Origin of the sequence: Paraburkholderia sp. RL18-101-BIB-B, assembly GCF_046026985.1 — a bacterium.
Classification (GTDB): domain Bacteria; phylum Pseudomonadota; class Gammaproteobacteria; order Burkholderiales; family Burkholderiaceae; genus Paraburkholderia.
This window is the reverse complement of record NZ_JARESV010000007.1, coordinates 1-17,155: the sequence shown is the minus strand read 5'-3', so window position 1 is coordinate 17,155 and position 17,155 is coordinate 1. Positions and strand designations below refer to the sequence as shown.

Annotated in this window: 13 protein-coding genes and 1 pseudogene; 11 read left to right on the top strand and 3 right to left on the bottom strand. The window is 64.2% G+C overall.

What is annotated here, in order from left to right; all coding sequences use genetic code 11:
• Positions 1 to 93: 93 nt before the first annotated feature.
• Together ligA and def are read left to right on the top strand one after the other, a co-directional pair.
• Positions 94 to 2,160 carry an NAD-dependent DNA ligase LigA gene (gene ligA, locus P0D73_RS13275; RefSeq protein WP_408431614.1) on the top strand — a complete coding sequence of 689 codons (2,067 nt, stop codon included), beginning with the start codon at positions 94 to 96 and terminating at the stop codon, positions 2,158 to 2,160.
• Positions 2,157 to 2,690, top strand: a complete 534-nt coding sequence (gene def / locus P0D73_RS13270; protein WP_012433453.1) for a peptide deformylase — start codon at positions 2,157 to 2,159, stop codon at positions 2,688 to 2,690. The genes ligA and def overlap by 4 nt, the downstream gene beginning before the upstream one ends.
• Before the next feature lie 100 nt (positions 2,691 to 2,790).
• Here def and P0D73_RS13265 read toward each other — a convergent pair.
• From P0D73_RS13265 to map, 3 genes and pseudogenes are all read right to left on the bottom strand, one after another.
• A pseudogene (locus tag P0D73_RS13265) lies at positions 2,791 to 4,038 on the bottom strand (pseudouridine synthase); the annotation flags it as partial.
• Between the two features lie 1,038 nt (positions 4,039 to 5,076).
• Entirely contained in the window at positions 5,077 to 7,656 is a 2,580-nt protein-coding gene (locus tag P0D73_RS13260) for a [protein-PII] uridylyltransferase (RefSeq protein WP_408175950.1), read from the bottom strand.
• Between the two features lie 30 nt (positions 7,657 to 7,686).
• Entirely contained in the window at positions 7,687 to 8,496 is an 810-nt protein-coding gene (gene map / locus P0D73_RS13255; RefSeq protein ID WP_408431612.1) for a type I methionyl aminopeptidase, read from the bottom strand.
• A gap of 446 nt (positions 8,497 to 8,942) precedes the next feature.
• Here map and rpsB point away from each other — a divergent pair, with 446 nt between their 5' ends.
• The 9 genes from rpsB to P0D73_RS13210 form a co-directional block, all read left to right on the top strand.
• The gene (rpsB, locus tag P0D73_RS13250) at positions 8,943 to 9,695 is read left to right on the top strand and encodes a 30S ribosomal protein S2 (RefSeq protein WP_132373926.1); all 753 of its coding nucleotides are present in this window, start codon (positions 8,943 to 8,945) and stop codon (positions 9,693 to 9,695) included.
• A 206-nt stretch (positions 9,696 to 9,901) separates the two neighbouring features.
• Positions 9,902 to 10,783 (top strand): translation elongation factor Ts, encoded by an 882-nt coding sequence (tsf, locus tag P0D73_RS13245; RefSeq protein ID WP_132373927.1) that lies wholly within the window; start codon positions 9,902 to 9,904, stop codon positions 10,781 to 10,783.
• Between the two features lie 221 nt (positions 10,784 to 11,004).
• Entirely contained in the window at positions 11,005 to 11,718 is a 714-nt protein-coding gene (gene pyrH / locus P0D73_RS13240) for a UMP kinase (RefSeq protein ID WP_011488865.1), read from the top strand.
• Between the two features lie 100 nt (positions 11,719 to 11,818).
• On the top strand, positions 11,819 to 12,379 hold the full coding sequence (frr, locus tag P0D73_RS13235) for a ribosome recycling factor (protein ID WP_012433445.1): 561 nt from the start codon (positions 11,819 to 11,821) through the stop codon (positions 12,377 to 12,379).
• Positions 12,380 to 12,443: 64 nt separating this feature from the next.
• On the top strand, positions 12,444 to 13,226 hold the full coding sequence (uppS, locus tag P0D73_RS13230) for a polyprenyl diphosphate synthase (protein WP_011488864.1): 783 nt from the start codon (positions 12,444 to 12,446) through the stop codon (positions 13,224 to 13,226).
• Positions 13,220 to 14,041: a phosphatidate cytidylyltransferase gene (locus P0D73_RS13225; protein ID WP_132373929.1), complete on the top strand. Its 822-nt coding sequence runs from the start codon at positions 13,220 to 13,222 to the stop codon at positions 14,039 to 14,041. Before uppS ends, P0D73_RS13225 begins: the two co-directional genes overlap by 7 nt.
• Before the next feature lie 10 nt (positions 14,042 to 14,051).
• Positions 14,052 to 15,257, top strand: a complete 1,206-nt coding sequence (locus P0D73_RS13220) for a 1-deoxy-D-xylulose-5-phosphate reductoisomerase (RefSeq protein ID WP_408175951.1) — start codon at positions 14,052 to 14,054, stop codon at positions 15,255 to 15,257.
• A gap of 7 nt (positions 15,258 to 15,264) precedes the next feature.
• The gene (rseP, locus tag P0D73_RS13215; protein WP_342960328.1) at positions 15,265 to 16,650 is read left to right on the top strand and encodes an RIP metalloprotease RseP; all 1,386 of its coding nucleotides are present in this window, start codon (positions 15,265 to 15,267) and stop codon (positions 16,648 to 16,650) included.
• A gap of 67 nt (positions 16,651 to 16,717) precedes the next feature.
• Positions 16,718 to 17,155 (top strand): POTRA domain-containing protein (locus P0D73_RS13210; RefSeq protein WP_408431609.1); only part of this gene is annotated, 438 nt, incomplete at its 3' end.

Below are 17,155 nucleotides of genomic sequence, written 5' to 3'. Positions count from 1 at the left end.
AACGCGTCGAAACTGGCCATTCGGCCGATGTAAAGGGGCACGCTTCCTGCGATAATCCAATGTCTGAACTTCACTGACGAACCTTCCGACAGCATGGCCCGAACCTCCGCCTCACATCCCGCAACCAACGCCCCGGCAGAGCGTGCCGCGTGGCTGCGCGCGGAACTCGAACGCGCCAACTACGCGTACTACGTGCTCGACCAGCCGGACCTGCCTGACGCGGAATACGACAAGCTGTTCAAAGAGTTGGAGAGTATCGAGACGGAGCATCCGGACCTGATCGTGCCGGATTCGCCCACCCAGCGCGTGGGCGGCGAGGCGGCGAGCGGCTTCGAGCCGGTCGTGCACGACCAGCCCATGCTGTCGCTGAACAACGGTTTCGCCGATGAAGACATCGTCGCATTCGACAAGCGCGTCGGCGACGCGCTCGGCAAGAACGCAAGCGAGCCGCCGGTGCCGGTCGACTACGCGGCCGAGCTGAAATTCGATGGCCTCGCCATCTCGCTGCGTTACGTCGACGGCGCGTTCGTGCAAGCCTCCACGCGCGGCGATGGCACGACCGGCGAGAACGTCACCGAAAACGTCCGCACGATCCGCTCCATTCCACTCAAGCTCAAGGGCAAACGCGTCCCGCACGTGCTCGACGTGCGCGGCGAAGTGCTGATGTTCAAGCGCGATTTCGAGCGTCTGAACGAACGCCAGCGGGCCGCGGAACAGCGCGAATTCGCCAATCCGCGCAACGCCGCGGCGGGCAGTTTGCGGCAGCTCGATTCGAAGATCACCGCGCACCGGCCGCTGTCGTTTTTCGCTTACGGAATCGGCGTGCTCGAAGGCATGGAGATGCCGGCCACGCACAGCGAACTGCTCGACTGGTACAAGGAACTCGGCTTGCCGGTGAACGGCGAACGGGCGGTGGTGCAGGGCGCGCAGGGTTTGCTGGGCTTCTTTCACAGCGTTGGCGAAAAGCGCGAGAACCTGCCGTACGACATCGACGGCGTGGTCTACAAGGTCAACCGGCGCGATGAGCAGGACGCGCTCGGCTTCGTGTCGCGCGCTCCGCGCTTTGCGCTGGCGCATAAATTCCCGGCGCAGGAAGCGTTGACCAAGCTCGTCGCGATCGACGTGCAGGTCGGCCGGACCGGCGCGATTACGCCGGTGGCGCGGCTGGAGCCGGTGTTCGTCGGCGGCGCGACGGTCACGAACGCCACGCTGCACAACGAAGACGAAGTGCGCCGCAAGGATATCCGCATCGGCGACACGGTGATCGTGCGGCGCGCCGGCGACGTGATTCCCGAAGTGGTGAGCGCGCTGCTCGACCGGCGTCCTTCCGACGCCCGCGAATTCGTGATGCCGACGCAATGTCCCGTGTGCGGCTCGAATATCGAGCGGCTGCCCGACGAGGCGATCGCGCGTTGTACCGGTGGGCTGTTCTGTCCCGCGCAGCGCAAACAGGCGCTATGGCATTTCGCGCAGCGGCGCGCGCTGGACATCGATGGTCTCGGCGAAAAGATCATCGACCAACTGGTCGAGCAGAATCTCGTGCGCACGCCGGCCGATCTGTTCAACCTCGGTTTTGCGACGCTCGCCGAACTCGACCGCTTTGCCGAAAAGTCCGCGCAGAATCTGCTCGACTCGCTCGAGAAGGGCAAGCACACCACGTTGGCGCGCTTCATCTACGCGCTCGGCATCCGGCATGTGGGCGAATCGACGGCGAAGGATCTGGCCAAGCACTTCGGCTCGCTGGATCCGATCATGGACGCTTCGGTCGAAGCCTTGCTGGAGGTCAACGACGTGGGGCCGGTGGTCGCCGAGTCGATTCATCAGTTCTTCGCCGAGGAACACAACCGCACGGTGATCGAGCAGTTGCGCGCGCCGGGCAAGGTCACATGGCCGGAAGGGCCGCCCGCGCCCAAGGCGCCGCAAGGCGTGCTGGCCGGCAAGACGGTCGTGCTGACCGGCACCTTGCCGAGCCTCGCCCGCGAAGAGGCGAAGGAAATGCTGGAAGCGGCCGGCGCGAAAGTGGCCGGCTCCGTATCGAAAAAAACCGACTATGTGGTGGCGGGAGCCGACGCGGGCAGCAAGTTGGCGAAGGCTGAGGAACTCGGCGTCCCCGTACTCGACGAAGATGGTATGCGTAAGCTCCTGGAGGGGCAGTTATGATCCGCGAAATTCTCAAGATGGGCGACCCGCGCCTTTTGCGCATTGCCGATCCGGTCGATCACTTCGACACGCCCGAGTTGCATGAACTCGTCAAAGACATGTTCGAGACCATGCACGACGCCAATGGCGCGGGCCTCGCCGCGCCGCAGATCGGCGTCAATCTGCAGGTGGTGATCTTCGGCTTTGGGCACAACGAGCGCTATCCGGACGCGCCGCCGGTGCCGGAAACGGTGCTGATCAACCCGACCATCACGCCGGTCTCGCTGGACATGGAAGAGGGCTGGGAGGGCTGCCTCTCGGTGCCGGGTCTGCGCGGCGCGGTGAGCCGGTTTTCGATGATCAAGTATCACGGCTTCGATCAATACGGCAAGCCGATCGACCGCGTCGCAGAGGGCTTTCACGCGCGCGTCGTGCAGCATGAGTGCGATCACCTGATCGGCAAGCTGTATCCGATGCGGATCAACGATTTCGCGAAGTTCGGCTTCACCGAAGTGTTGTTTCCGGATATGGATCCGAATAGCGACGATTGAGGCGGCTTGCGCTGCTTTGGCTTGATGTAGGGATAAAAAAACCCACGCGAAAGCGTGGGTTTTTTGTTGCAAGCGCCGAAGCGTCTTCAGACGCCCGGCTTCAGAACGACTCGTCCGGCGCCAGATAACGCCATTGGCCCGGCGGCAGCGCGCCCAGCATCACACTGCCCATGCGTACGCGCTTCAGGCCGATCACTTCGAGGCCGACCAGTTCGCACATGCGGCGAATCTGCCGCTTCTTGCCTTCGCGCAGCACGAAACGCAACTGCTCGCCGTTCTGCCAGCTTACTTGGGCGGGCTTCAGCGGCACGTCGTCGAGCGACAGGCCGTGGCGCAGCAGCGCCAGGCTTTCCGGCGGGAAGTGGCTTTCGACGTCCGTGGTGTGCTCGCCGAACGCCACGCGCACCAGATACTCCTTGTCGATCTCGGAATGACCGCCGATCAGTTGCTTGGCGATGCGGCCGTCCTGCGTCAGCACCAGCAAGCCCGTCGAATCGATATCCAGACGGCCGGCCGGCGCAAGCTGGCGCAAATGCGAGACGGAGAAGCGGATGTCCGAGCGATCGCCTTCCCAGCGATTCTCCGGCGTGACCAGCGTGATGGCCGGCTGATAGCCGTCTTCCGCCTGACCCGAGACGAAACCCACCGTCTTGTGGATCAGCACTGTCACCTGGCTCGCTTGCGCGGCTTCGGCGGCGGGGTCGATTTCGATGCGCTGGTCCGGACGAACCTTCGTGCCGAGCGTGTCGATGCGCTCGCCGTCCACCAGCACCCAGCCTTTTTCGATCCACTCGTCGGCTTCGCGGCGCGAGCACAGGCCGAGTTCGGACATCAGCTTGGACAGGCGCAGCGTGCCTGGCGCGTCTTCGTAGTCGCGACGCGGCGTGCGCGGAACGGCATCGGTTTCGCTGCCGCGTTCGGCTCGGGCCGGGCCGCGCGGTTTGTCGGCGCGCGCGGGGCGCTCGTCGCCGAAGCGACGGCCGGCGGCCGGCAGCGTCTTGTCGAAGCTGCGGGCCGGGCGTTCGCCACGGTCGGTGCGCTCGGTGCGTTCAGCGCCGCTCGCCGGACGGTCGCCGAATTCGCGTTTGGCCGGGGCGCGTTCGCCGCGGTCGTCGCGCGGAGCGCGTGCCGGACGGTCTGCCCGGTCGCGGTCGCCGTAGCCGGTTTTGATGGGCTTCGCGAAGCTGCGTTCGCCACGTTCGGATGCACCGCGTTCGCCTTCGTAACGGCGCGGCGCGCTGTCGCTGCGCGGCCCACGCTCGCCGGCGCGGCGCTCTTGCGGAGCGCCACGGTCGCTGCCGAAGCGCGGTCGGTCGGATGCGTCGCGTTCACGGCGCTCCGGTCGCTCGCCACGCGGACCGCCTTCCGACGGACGGCCTGCGCCTGGACGAGCACCGCTGAACGGACGGCGTTCGCCGTCGTCGCGGCGCGGGGCGCGATCACCAAAGCTGCGCGGAGCGCGTTCGCTGCGATCCGTGCTGCCTTCGAAACGGCGGGGCGCACCTTCCGTTCGGGCACCGGCTTCACGATGCGGCGCGCGGTCACCGCGGTCGGCACCGCCTTCAAAGCGACGCGGCGCACGTTCACCTCGATCGGCCGCACCTTCAAACCGGCGTGGCGCGCGATCGGCGCGGTCACCACCGCCCTCGAACCGACGAGGAGCCCGTTCGCCGCGCTCACCGCCACCTTCGAAGCGGCGCGGAGCCCGTTCAACGCGATCGCCTGCGCCTTCAAAACGGCGCGGCGCGCTACCCGTACGGTCCGCACTTCCCTCAAAACGACGCGGCGCGCCTTGGCTACGCTCGCCGTCAGCCTTACGCGGCGCGCGTTCGCTACGATCCGCGCCACCTTCAAATCGACGCGGTGCGCGTTCTCCAGCGTCCCGACGCGGGGCGCGGTCGCCACTGCCTTCAAACCGGCGCGGACCCCGTTCACCCTCGGCCTTACGCGGCGCGCGTTCGCTACGATCACCACCACCTTCAAATCGACGCGGCGTGCGCTCACCGTCATCCCGACGCGGCGCACGATCACCGCCACCTTCAAAGCGGCGCGGCGCACCACCCGCGCCCTCGCGACGCGGCGGCCGATCGGACGCCGCGCGATGCGCGCCGCCAGCGTCCCGCTCGCGCGAAAACGATCCTTCAGCCCTTGCAGGACGCGCAGTACGTGCGCCAGAACCAGCCGGTTTGCCGGCGCCAGCCGGTCGCTTGCCGCCGCCCGCCGCGCCAGCGCCTTCACCCCGCGCCCCGCTCGATCCCGGCGTCGCCGGCCTGGGGCCCGCCGGGCGCGTCGGCTTACGCGCCGACGTGCTGCCGGTACGGACAGGGGCGCGTTCGGACGAAGCCGGCCGCGGGTGCTTGGCTGTTAATTTGACTCGCATGAAATCTCACACTGCGATCGCGCGCAGCAGTTCGGTCTCGACCTGAATTTGCAGGCGGTTGTCCGACAGACCGTGTCCATCCAGCAGGAACACGTCTTCGACGCGTTCGCCGAGCGTATTGATCCGCGCCGAAGCGACGCCGACCCGATGCTCGGCCAGCACACGCGCGATCGAATAAAGAAGGCCTGGCCGGTCGTTCGCCGACACGGACAGGATGTAGTATTGGCCGCGCTCGTCGGCCCGAAGATCGACGCGCGGGGTAACAGGGAAGGTCCGCGACAGCCGCGACAAACGGCCTTTCGACGGTCCCGGAAGCAGGGTGCCGTCACCAGTGAGGCGGGCGGTCAGTTCCTGTTCGACCAGATTGGCAATATCGCGATAATGCACGTCTTCTTCGGTATGCGCGACGAGGAAATTATCGAGCGCGTACCCGTGACGGGTCGTGCTGACCCGCGCATCGAGCACCGACAGGCCATTGCGATCGAAATACGCGCAAATGCCGGCGAACAGATCCGGCTGATCCTTCACGTACACCAGCACCTGAAGCGCCTCGCCGATCGGCGACGGACGGGCCCGCACGATCGGCGTCGGCGTTTCCACGTGGCGGTACAAGACACGCGTTTGCCACGCGATATCCGCCGCGTCGTGACGCAGGAAATAGCCGATGTCGAGCTTGTCCCACAGCGCCTTTTGCGCGCCTTCCGGCACGGTTTCGAGGCGCAGCAGCGCAAGCGCTTCTTCCTGACGCGACTTCAGTTCCGAATGCGCATCCGGCCGCGCGCCGCCGAGCACGGCGAGCGTGGCGCGGTACAGGTCTTCCAGCAGCTTGCCTTTCCACGTGTTCCAGACTTTCGGGCTGGTGCCGCGAATGTCGGCCACGGTCAGCAGATAGAGCGCCGTGAGGCGGCGCTCGGTACCGACCAGTTCGGCAAAGCGCTTGATGACTTCCGGGTCGCTCGTGTCCTGCTTTTGCGCGACCTGGCTCATGGTCAGATGTTGCTGGACCAGCCACACCACCAGTTCGCCGTCCTCGCCCGTGATTCCGTGATTGCGGCAGAAGCGCCGCGCGTCGGCCATGCCGAGCGTGGAATGGTCGCCGCCACGGCCTTTGGCGATATCGTGAAACAGCGCCGCCACGTACAGCACCCACGGCCGGTCGAAGTTGGCGATCAACTGGCTGCAGAACGGATATTCGTGCGCGTGTTCGGCCACTGCGAAGCGGCGCAGATTGCGCAGCACCATCAGGATGTGCTGGTCGACGGTGTAGACGTGATACAGATCGTGCTGCATCTGTCCGACGATGCGCCGGAAGTTCAGCAGATAGCGCCCCAGCACGCTGGTCTGGTTCATCAGACGCAGCGCGTGGGTGATGCCGGCCGGCTCCTTCAGGATGTCCATGAAGAGGCGACCGTTTTCCGGGTCGCGCCGCCAGTGCTGGTCCATCACGTCGCGGGCGTTGTAGATCGCGCGCAGCGTGCGCGCCGACAGGCCTTTCACGCCGGGCGTCTGCTCGTACAGCAGGAAGGCCTCTAGGATCGCGTTCGGCTCGCGCTGGAACACGTCGTCGCTGGCGATTTCCAGCATGCCCTGCTTTTCGACGAAGCGATCCGACAGCACGCGCGTGATGCCGCTCGTGCTGGGGAAGAGCTGCGCTTCGATGTTCTGGATCAGGATCGTGGCGAGCTGCGTGACAGCCTTGGCCGACCAGTAATAGCGGCGCATGAGCTGTTCGCTCGCACGCTTGGTGGCGGTCGGCTTATAGCCGAAGCTCTCGGCCACCGCCGTTTGCAGGTCGAACACCATGATGTCCTGACGACGGCCGGCGATCACGTGCAGCCGGGCGCGCAGCGCTTTCAGGAAACTCTCGTTACGGCGCAGTTCGCGCGCCTCGCGCTCGGTGATCAGGCCGCGCGCCTCGAGTTCGCGCCAGCTGCTGCCGAAACCGGCCGCTTGGGTGATCCACAGGATCAGTTGCAGATCGCGCAGGCCGCCCGGGCTTTCCTTGATATTGGGTTCGAGCGAGTAGGGCGTGTCCTGGAATTTGGCGTGACGCTGACGCATTTCCAGCACTTTGGCCTGGAAGAAGGCCTTCGGGTCGAGCGCTTCGCGGTAACGCTTCGCGAAGTCGTCGAACAGCTCGGCGCTGCCGGTAATGCGCCGTGCCTCGAGCAGCGAGGTGCGCACGGTGACGTCGTTGGCGGCTTCTTCGAGACATTGCGACACGCTGCGCACGCTGCTGCCGAGCTCCAGCCCCAAATCCCAGGCGAGGCTGATAAAGCGTTCGATGCGCGCTTCGAGATGCTCGATCGGCGCGTCGGGCAGCAGGACCAGAATGTCGATGTCGGAATGCGGCGCCAGTTCGCCGCGCCCGTAGCCGCCTACCGCTACCAGCGCCAGTTCGGGCGGCAGCTCGCAGGTGTTCCAGGCGGCGCGCAGGGAGTCGTCCGTGGCACGCGCCAACGAGGCCATCAACGCGTCGACGTTGGTGGCCGTCTTGAAGCGTTCCAGCAGTTGGGCTTTGGCCACTTTGTACTCCGCCTTGAGCGACGTGGCAGGGGATTGGGCGACGGCTGGAACACTACTCATTGGCAGGGAGGCGGTGAGGTCGGAAGTCGGTCAGGCCGTGGCCGCGACGACCGGCGGACGCGCGGGCGTGCCGGCGGACACGGTCAGCACGTCGTAGCCGGTTTCGGTGACGAGGATGGTATGTTCCCACTGCGCCGACAGGCTGCGGTCCTTGGTCTTGACGGTCCACTGGTCCGGCATGGTGCGAATGTCGCGGCGGCCGGCGTTGATCATCGGCTCGATCGTGAAGATCATGCCGGTCTGCAATTCGAGCCCGGTGCCGGGGCGGCCGTAGTGCAGGATCTGCGGGTCTTCGTGGAATACCGTGCCGATGCCGTGGCCGCAGTATTCGCGTACCACGCTGTAGCCCTGGTCTTCCGCATGTTTCTGGATCGCGTAGCCGATGTCGCCGAGATGCGCGCCCGGGCGCACCTGGTCGATGCCGAGCCACATGCATTCGAAAGTGGTCTGTACGAGGCGCCTGGCCAGGATCGAGCCTTCACCGACGATGAACATACGGCTGGTGTCGCCGAAATAGCCTTCCTTGATCACGGTCACGTCGATGTTCAGCGCGTCGCCGTTCTTCAGCGTTTTGTCGCCGGGAATGCCGTGGCAGATCACGTCGTTGACTGAAATGCAGGTGGCTTTCGGATAGGGCGGGTAGCCGGGCGGCTGATAATTCAGCGGCGCCGGAACCGTGCCCTGTTCCTTCAGCATGTATTCGTGGCACAGACGGTCGAGTTCACCGGTCGTGACGCCGGCCGTAACGAACGGGGTGATGTAGTCGAGCACTTCGCTTGCCAGTTTGCAGGCGACGCGCATCTGCGCGATATCGTGTTCGTTTTTGAGCGTAATAGCCATGAGTCGGGCCTGAAATGCGATTTATTGCGGGATTATCGCACCATATTCCGGCTGCCGCAGCCTTTTGCGACGGGGCCGGCGCGTTTCACTGGCTCCCCGGCGGGCTCGTTCGAGGCGGGCGGCGCTCGCGCGGGTGCAACCCGGCGGCCGTGAGCAGGACTACCGGGCAGGTTGAGTCGTGCAATAGTCGCGTGCTATAATCTTTGGCTAAGTCGATCTCTGTCTTACTTTATTCGTCCATGTGGACAAAAAAGCGGCAAGAATGGCTTCTCATAACGCCGGTTGCCTGCGCTATGAGGTGAATGCAGAAGCGAAAGCGGAAGCAACAAGGCAGCAGACTCGCAAGCCGGCGCACCCAGGGTGTCCGCCGCGTTCAGCCAGAGAGATTTATGGCAACGCGGCCGATACGGCAGCCGGCTTAAGACCCAACCCTCGCGGAGATTTTCATGGCAGTTACCATGCGTCAAATGCTGGAAGCCGGTGTCCACTTCGGTCACCAAACGCGCTTCTGGAACCCGAAGATGGCCCCCTTCATTTTCGGTCATCGCAACAAGATTCACATTATCAACCTCGAAAAGACGCTGCCGATGTACAACGACGCGCTGAAGTACGCGCGTCAACTGGCAGCCAATCGCGGCACGATTCTGTTCGTCGGCACGAAGCGTCAATCGCGCGACACGATCGCTGAAGAAGCACAACGCGCTGGCATGCCGTTCGTCAACGCGCGCTGGCTCGGCGGCATGCTGACCAACTTCAAGACGCTGAAGGTCTCGATCAAGCGCCTGAAGGACATGGAAGCAGCGCTGGAAGCAGGCGAAACCGAACGCATGAGCAAGAAGGAAGCGCTGCTGTTCGAACGCGAAATGGCCAAGCTGCAAAAGTCGATCGGCGGCGTGAAGGACATGGGCGGCATTCCGGACGCGATCTTCGTGGTCGACGTCGGCTACCACAAGATTGCCGTGACCGAAGCGAACAAGCTCGGCATTCCGGTCATCGCCGTGGTCGACACGAACCACTCGCCGGAAGGCATCGACTACGTGATCCCGGGTAACGACGACGCTTCGAAGGCTGTCGCTCTGTACACGGCTGGCGTGGCTGACGCGATCGTCGAAGGCCGTGCGAACGCGGTCAACGAAGTGGTGCAAGCTGCACGTGGTGGCGACGGCGACGAGTTCGTCGAGGTCAACTCGGAAGCGTAAAGCTGCCCCGTGTCCGGCAAAAAAGGGGGCTTTCTACAGGCCCCCTTTTTTTAAGCCGCGACATTGTGATGGGGCGCTGCCGGCAGTGTCCGAAGCAGTGCCCGAGGCGTTCTCCGTAAAAAAGTACGGTCAACGCTGAAACGAATTCTTGCCGCCGGCATCGAAGTCCGGGCGGCGTGTGACAGACGGAACTCAAGGAGCAAATGATGGCGGCAATTACCGCAAGCATGGTTGCAGAACTGCGCGCAAAGACCGACGCGCCGATGATGGAATGCAAGAAGGCGCTGACGGAAGCCGACGGCGACATGGCGCGCGCTGAAGAGCTGCTGCGCGTGAAGCTGGGCAACAAGGCCAGCAAGGCAGCGTCGCGCGTGACGGCTGAAGGCGTGGTCGCATCGTTCATCGGTGGCAACGCGGGTTCGCTGGTCGAACTGAACTGCGAAACCGACTTCGTCTCGAAGAACGACGACTTCCTGGCTTTCTCGAAGCAAGTCGCCGAGCTGGTCGCCACGCAAAACCCGGCTGACGTCGCAGCGCTGGCGGCACTGCCGCTGGACGGTTCGACCGTCGACGCAGTGCGCCTGGCACTGGTCGGCAAGATCGGTGAAAACCTGTCGATCCGCCGTTTCGTGCGTTTCGAAACCTCGAACAAGCTGGCGGCGTACCTGCACGGCACGCGTATCGGCGTGCTGGTCGAGTACACCGGCGCGGACGAGCAGGTCGGCAAGGACGTTGCGATGCACATCGCCGCGATGAAGCCGGTGTCGCTGTCGTCGGAAGACGTGCCGGCGGATCTGATCGCCAAGGAACGCAGCATTGCTGAACAGAAGGCCGCCGAATCGGGCAAGCCGGCTGAAATCGTCGCCAAGATGGTCGACGGCAGCGTGCAGAAGTACCTGAAGGAAGTGTCGCTGCTGAACCAGACGTTCGTTAAGAACGACAAGCAGACGATCGAACAGATGCTGAAGGCTGGCAACTCGAGCGTGCAGAAGTTCGCGCTGTTCGTGGTCGGCGAAGGCATCGAGAAGAAGCAGGACGACTTCGCCGCTGAAGTCGCCGCTCAAGTCGCTGCTGCAAAGCAACAATAAGTCTCACCCAAGCTTCACTGCAATATCGTTGGACCCGCGGCGGAGCAAGACTTTGCCGCGGTCGGCAGCGCCGCAAGGCTGCGCGCGGGTTGACCCTCGCCGCGCAGCCGCCGCTGGCGAACCCCAGGGTTCGTCAATTTGGCGACGCTTGCCCGAATCAGCATTTCACCCCTACATTAGTCCCTTGTTGTTGCCCTGTTCTGCGCGATCTGGATACCCCTATGCCCACTGCCTATAAACGCGTCCTGCTCAAACTCTCCGGTGAAGCTCTGATGGGCGACGATGCCTTTGGCATCAATCGCGCGACCATCGAACGAATGGTGGCGGACGTGGCCGAAGTGGTCCGTCTCGGAACGCAGTTGGCCGTGGTGATCGGCGGCGGCAATATTTTCCGCGGCGTCGCGGGCGGCGCGGCGGGTATGGACCGCGCCACAGCCGACTACATGGGCATGCTGGCCACCATGATGAACGCGCTGGCCCTGCAGGACGCCATGCGCCACGCCGGCATCGAGGCGCGCGTGCAATCGGCGCTGCGCATGGACCAGGTGGTCGAGCCGTACATCCGGCCCCGCGCGATTCGCCAGCTCGAAGAAGGCAAAGTCGTGATTTTCGCGGCCGGCACCGGCAACCCGTTCTTCACGACCGACACGGCCGCCGCGTTGCGCGGCTCGGAAATCGGCGCGGAAGTCGTGCTGAAAGCCACCAAGGTGGACGGCGTGTATTCCGCCGACCCGAAGAAGGACCCGAGCGCGACGCGTTACACCACGATCAGCTTCGACGAGGCGATCGGCCGCAATCTGCAGGTGATGGACGCCACGGCGTTCGCGCTGTGCCGCGACCAGAAACTGCCGATCCGGGTGTTTTCGATCGTCAAACCGGGCGCGCTCAAGCGCATCGTACAAGGCGAGGACGAGGGTACCCTCGTCCACGTGTAAACTCTCGTTCACATAACGTGGGCTTTCGCGCGAGCCCGGGCCGCCGCATCTTGCGCGCGCTGGCCGGCTCGCACCGTTTTGAAGGTTCGGAGGTTTAAAAATGTCTGTGGCTGATATCAGGAAGGGCGCTGAACAAAAGATGCAGCGCTCCATCGACGCGTTCAAGAACGACCTGTCGAAGATCCGCACGGGCCGTGCGCACACGGGCCTGCTCGATCACATCCAGTGCGACTACTACGGTTCGCCGGTGCCGATTTCGCAAGTCGCGAACCTGACTCTGATCGACGCACGCACGATCGGCGTGCAGCCGTGGGAAAAGAAGATGGTGCAGGTCGTCGAAAAGGCGATCCGCGAGTCGGACCTGGGTCTGAACCCGGCCACGCAAGGCGACGTGATCCGCGTGCCGATGCCCGCGCTGACGGAAGAACGCCGCCGCGAACTGACCAAAGTGGTCAAGAGCGAAGCGGAAACGGCCAAGGTCGCAGTGCGCAACCTGCGCCGTGACGCTAACGAGCAACTGAAAAAGCTCGTGAAAGACAAGGAAATTTCGGAAGACGACGAGCGTCGTGCAGGTGACGACGTTCAGAAGCTGACGGACAAGTTCGTCGCCGAAATCGACAAGCTCGTCGTGACGAAGGAAGCCGAGATCATGACGGTCTGAGGCCGGTCGGCTCAGCACTTTCAGGTTTCCACTTCTTTTATTTGCAGTCACTGTCCCGACGGCCATGACCTATACCAGCTCAACCGTGCGCGTGCCTGATGTCGCCGCGGTGCCGCGACATATCGCGATCATCATGGACGGCAACGGCCGTTGGGCCACCCAGCGGCGCTTGCCGCGCGTGGCGGGCCATACGCGCGGCGTCGACGCAGTGCGCGCGGCCGTCGAGGCGTGCGCCCGTCAGGGTGTCGAATATCTGACGCTGTTCGCTTTCAGCTCGGAAAACTGGCGTCGTCCGAACGACGAAGTGTCGTTCCTGATGCGCCTGTTCGTGACCGCGCTGGAGCGCGAGATCGGCAAGCTGCACGCGAACGGCATCCGGTTGCGCGTGGTGGGCGATCTGTCCCGCTTCGATACGCGCATCCGCGACCTGATCAGGCGCGCGGAGACCAAGACCGCGCGCAATACCCGTCTCACGCTCACAATCGCCGCGAATTACGGCGGCCGCTGGGACATCATGCAGGCCACCCGCAAGCTCGCCGAACAGTCGGCGCTGGCGGGCAAGGCGGTCGAGGTGACCGAGGAATCGTTCGCCGAGCACCTGTCCATGGCTTATGCGCCGGAGCCGGATCTCTTCATCCGCACGGGCGGCGAGCGCCGTGTCAGCAACTTCCTGCTGTGGCAGCTCGCCTACACCGAGTTCTACTTCACCGACACGTTCTGGCCGGATTTCGACGCCGACGCGCTCGGCCATGCCATCGCTTCGTACGCGGAGCGCGAACGCCGCTTCGGCCGCACCAGTGCTCAACTCGAGCCGCAATCGCAAAACGTCGATTCGCTTCCATGCTAAAAACCCGTGTCATCACGGCGATCATCCTGCTGGCGGTGTTCCTGCCGGTCACGTTGTTCGCGCCGGTGGGCGCATTCGGCGCGTTGATCGCCTTCGTCGTCGTGTTCGCCGCATGGGAGTGGGCGCGCCTGCTCAAGCTGGGCGGCGCGGGCCCGGTCATTTACGCGCTGGTGGCCGCGGTGGCGCTGGTCGCCAGCACGCGCCTCGGCGCCGGGATCGAAGAGGCGCGGCCGCTATTTCAGGCCGCTGCTATTTTCTGGGTGATCGCCGGTCCGTTCGTGCTGCTGCGCAAGCCCACGCTCGCGCAGGGCGCCTGGCGTCCCTTTCTGTTTCTTGCCGGCATTGTGGTATTTGTCGCGTGCTGGCATGCTCTCGTCGCCGCGCGCATGCAGGGCGTGCCGTTCGTGCTGTCGCTGCTGCTATTGGTATGGCTGGCCGATATCGGCGCATACTTCTCTGGAAAAGCGTTCGGAAAACACAAGCTGGCGCCTGCCATCAGTCCGGGCAAGACTTGGGAGGGCGCGATCGGCGGCTGGCTGGTGGTGATGATCGTCGCGGCGGCGGCGGTCTTTTTGCATGCGTTCGAGCCGACCCTGTATTCTGCGCTGCTGGCGCATTGGGGCGCCGTGCGCACGCTGCTCGCGCTGACCCTGCTGGTGGCATTCAGCGTGGTGGGCGACCTGTTCGAATCGATGATGAAACGCCAGGCCGGTGTGAAGGATTCAAGCGGCCTGTTGCCGGGGCACGGCGGCGTGCTCGACCGCATCGATGCCTTGTTGCCGGTGCTGCCGCTTGCCATGCTGCTGCTCGGCTAGAGAAAGAGATATGCAAAAACGTCTGACATTGCTCGGTTCCACGGGCTCGATTGGAGACAGCACGCTCGACGTCGTCGCGCGTCATCCCGAGCGTTTTTCGGTTTATGCGCTCTCCGCGCATCGCAACGGCGACAAGCTCGTCGAGCAATGCCTGCGCTTTCAGCCCGAAGTCGCGGTGGTCGGCGACGCCGACACGGCCGCGAGCGTCGCGGCTAAACTGCGCGCAGCGGGTTGCAAGACCGAGGTCACGTACGGACCGCAGGCGCTCGTCGACGTGTCGAAGAGCGACGGCTGCGACACGGTGGTGGCGGCAATCGTCGGCGCGGCCGGTCTTGCGCCGAGTCTTGCCGCCGCGCGCGCCGGCAAACGCATCCTGCTCGCCAACAAGGAAGCGCTGGTCATGTCCGGCGCGATCTTCATGGACGCGGTGCGCGACAACGGCGCCGTGCTTCTACCGGTCGACAGCGAACACAACGCGATTTTCCAATGCCTGCCGCGCGAAGCCGCGCTGCACGGCGGCGTCTCCAAGATCATTCTGACCGCGTCGGGCGGCCCGTTTCGCACGCGCGAACCGGCCACGCTCGTCGACGTCACGCCGGAAGAAGCCTGTAAGCATCCGAACTGGGTCATGGGCCGAAAGATTTCGGTCGACTCGGCCACCATGATGAACAAGGGCCTCGAAGTGATCGAGGCGCACTGGCTGTTCGGTTTGCCGGGCGAGCGCATCGAGGTGCTGATTCACCCGCAGAGCGTGATCCACTCAATGGTGTCGTACGCGGACGGCTCGGTGCTCGCGCAGCTCGGCAATCCCGACATGCGCACGCCGATCGCGCACGCGCTGGCGTTTCCGGATCGCGTCGATTCGGGCGTGGCGCAACTCGATCTGCTGCAGGTCGCGTCGCTCACGTTCGAGAAGCCGGATTACACGCGCTTTCCGTGTCTTGCCCTTGCAGTCAAGGCACTGGCTGAGGGAGGCCTCGCGAGCGCGGCCCTGAACGCCGCGAACGAAATCGCGGTTGAAGCGTTCCTCGCGCGCCAGATCGGTTTCATGACGATTGCCCAGGTGGTCGACGCGGTGCTCAACGCGTTGCCGAACCGCAGCGCGCACGCGCTCGAAGACGTGATCGAAGCGGATGCCGCCGCGCGTCGCGCCGCTGCCGAATTCATCGCGCGTCTGCCCGACGGCGCTCGTCGAACGGAACGCGCCGTCCAGTGAGGCGCACATGAACCTGCTGATCGAACTGCTCGCCTTCGCGGTCGCGATTGGCGTACTCGTGGTCGTCCACGAATACGGGCATTACAGCGTGGCGCGTCTGTGCGGCGTCAAGGTGCTGCGTTTTTCGATCGGCTTCGGCAAGCCGCTGTTCCAATGGGTGAGCCCGAAGACGGGCACCGAATGGACCATTGCCGCGCTGCCGCTCGGCGGCTATGTGAAGATGCTCGACGAGCGCGAGACCGGCACCGAGCCGATCCCCGCTGAAGCATTGCCGCATGCGTTCAACCGGCAGTCCGTGTGGCGCCGTTTTGCGATTGTCGCGGCCGGTCCGGTCGCGAACTTCCTGCTGGCCATCGTGCTGTTCGCGCTCGTCTTCGCCACCGGCGTGACGGAGCCGGCGGCGGTGGTCGCCGCGCCCTCGCCGAATACGCCCGCGGCCATTGCCGGTTTCGAGGGCGGCGAAACGATCGTGGCCGTGCGTGCCGAGAACGCCGGCGAGTCCGAGCCCGTGCGCTCCTGGTCGGACCTGCGCTGGAAGCTGCTGGGTGCGGCATTCGATCACAAGCGCGTTGTGCTGAGCGCGAAAGATGCGCACGGCACGTCGGATTTCCAGCTCGATCTGCGCGGCCTCGGCGAGAAAGACGTCGACGACGACTTCATGTCGCATCTCGGTTTCGAGCCGGGCGGTGGCAAGCTGACGGTCGCGGGTGTGCAACCGGGTAGCGCGGCGCAAAAGGCCGGGCTGGCTGCGGGTGATCGTCTGCGTGCCGTCGACGGCATTCCGACCGACAACGCCACGGCCTTCATCGCTTATGTAAAATCGCACGCCGGCAAAGCGGTGACGCTGCAGGTCGAGCGTGGCGGCAAGGCGGCGGGCAAGCTCGAAGACGTGAGCATCGTGCCGCAGGCACAGCGTGATGAAACGACAGGTCAGCAGATCGGCCGCATCGGCGCGGAACTGGCCACGCAAGTGCCGTCGATCGATGTGCATTACGGTCCGATTGAAAGCTTGCAGTTGGGTGCGCACCGCACGTGGGATCTCGCGGTGTACTCGGTGCGCATGTTCGGCAGGATGGTGGTCGGCGAGGCGTCGCTGAAAAATCTTTCCGGTCCGGTGACGATCGCCGACTACGCAGGAAAGAGCGCACGTCTAGGTCCTTCTGCATTCCTGTCGTTCCTGGCCCTTGTCAGTATTAGCCTTGGTGTACTGAACCTGTTACCAATTCCGGTATTGGACGGGGGTCATCTGTTATATTATTTGGTTGAAGCTGTGACCGGTAAAGTTGTCTCCGATCGCTGGCAACTCGTTTTTCAGAGGGCGGGTCTCGCCTGCATCGTCGCATTGTCGGCGATCGCGCTGTTCAACGATCTGGCTCGTTTAATCCATTTTTAAAGTGTTCGGCGGCGTTCACGATGGCGACCGCCCGACCTGATGCAGCTATACACACTGGGGAAGCACGTTGTTTAAACCTCATCGCTTTGTTCCAAAGACGGTTATAGCCGCGGCATTCGCCGCGCATGGGCTGGTTGCTCACGCAACGACGCCCTTCGTGGTGCAAGACATCCGGATCGAGGGATTGCAACGCGTCGAACCTGGTACCGTGTTCGCCTATCTGCCCATCAAGCAAGGCGACACCTTCAGCGACGACAAGGCATCGGAAGCCATTCGCGCTCTGTATGCCACGGGCTTCTTCAACGACGTCAAGATCGCGACCGAAGGCAACGTCGTCATCGTGCAGGTGCTGGAACGTCCGGCCATCGGCACGATCGACTTCGCCGGCATTCATGAGTTCGACAAGGAAAACCTGACCAAGGCGCTGCGCGCCGTGGGTTTGTCGCAAGGCCGTTACTACGACAAGGCGCTGGTCGATAAGGCCGAGCAGGAACTGAAGCGTCAG

What these genes read in the sequence shown, in the direction of transcription:
- ligA (WP_408431614.1), top strand. Translation starts at nt 94, where the DNA reads ATGGCCCGAACCTCCGCCTCACATCCCGCAACCAACGCCCCGGCAGAG.
- def (WP_012433453.1), top strand. Translation starts at nt 2,157, where the DNA reads ATGATCCGCGAAATTCTCAAGATGGGCGACCCGCGCCTTTTGCGCATT.
- P0D73_RS13260 (WP_408175950.1), bottom strand. Translation starts at nt 7,656, where the DNA reads ATGAGTAGTGTTCCAGCCGTCGCCCAATCCCCTGCCACGTCGCTCAAG.
- map (WP_408431612.1), bottom strand. Translation starts at nt 8,496, where the DNA reads ATGGCTATTACGCTCAAAAACGAACACGATATCGCGCAGATGCGCGTC.
- rpsB (WP_132373926.1), top strand. Translation starts at nt 8,943, where the DNA reads ATGGCAGTTACCATGCGTCAAATGCTGGAAGCCGGTGTCCACTTCGGT.
- tsf (WP_132373927.1), top strand. Translation starts at nt 9,902, where the DNA reads ATGGCGGCAATTACCGCAAGCATGGTTGCAGAACTGCGCGCAAAGACC.
- pyrH (WP_011488865.1), top strand. Translation starts at nt 11,005, where the DNA reads ATGCCCACTGCCTATAAACGCGTCCTGCTCAAACTCTCCGGTGAAGCT.
- frr (WP_012433445.1), top strand. Translation starts at nt 11,819, where the DNA reads ATGTCTGTGGCTGATATCAGGAAGGGCGCTGAACAAAAGATGCAGCGC.
- uppS (WP_011488864.1), top strand. Translation starts at nt 12,444, where the DNA reads ATGACCTATACCAGCTCAACCGTGCGCGTGCCTGATGTCGCCGCGGTG.
- P0D73_RS13225 (WP_132373929.1), top strand. Translation starts at nt 13,220, where the DNA reads ATGCTAAAAACCCGTGTCATCACGGCGATCATCCTGCTGGCGGTGTTC.
- P0D73_RS13220 (WP_408175951.1), top strand. Translation starts at nt 14,052, where the DNA reads ATGCAAAAACGTCTGACATTGCTCGGTTCCACGGGCTCGATTGGAGAC.
- rseP (WP_342960328.1), top strand. Translation starts at nt 15,265, where the DNA reads ATGAACCTGCTGATCGAACTGCTCGCCTTCGCGGTCGCGATTGGCGTA.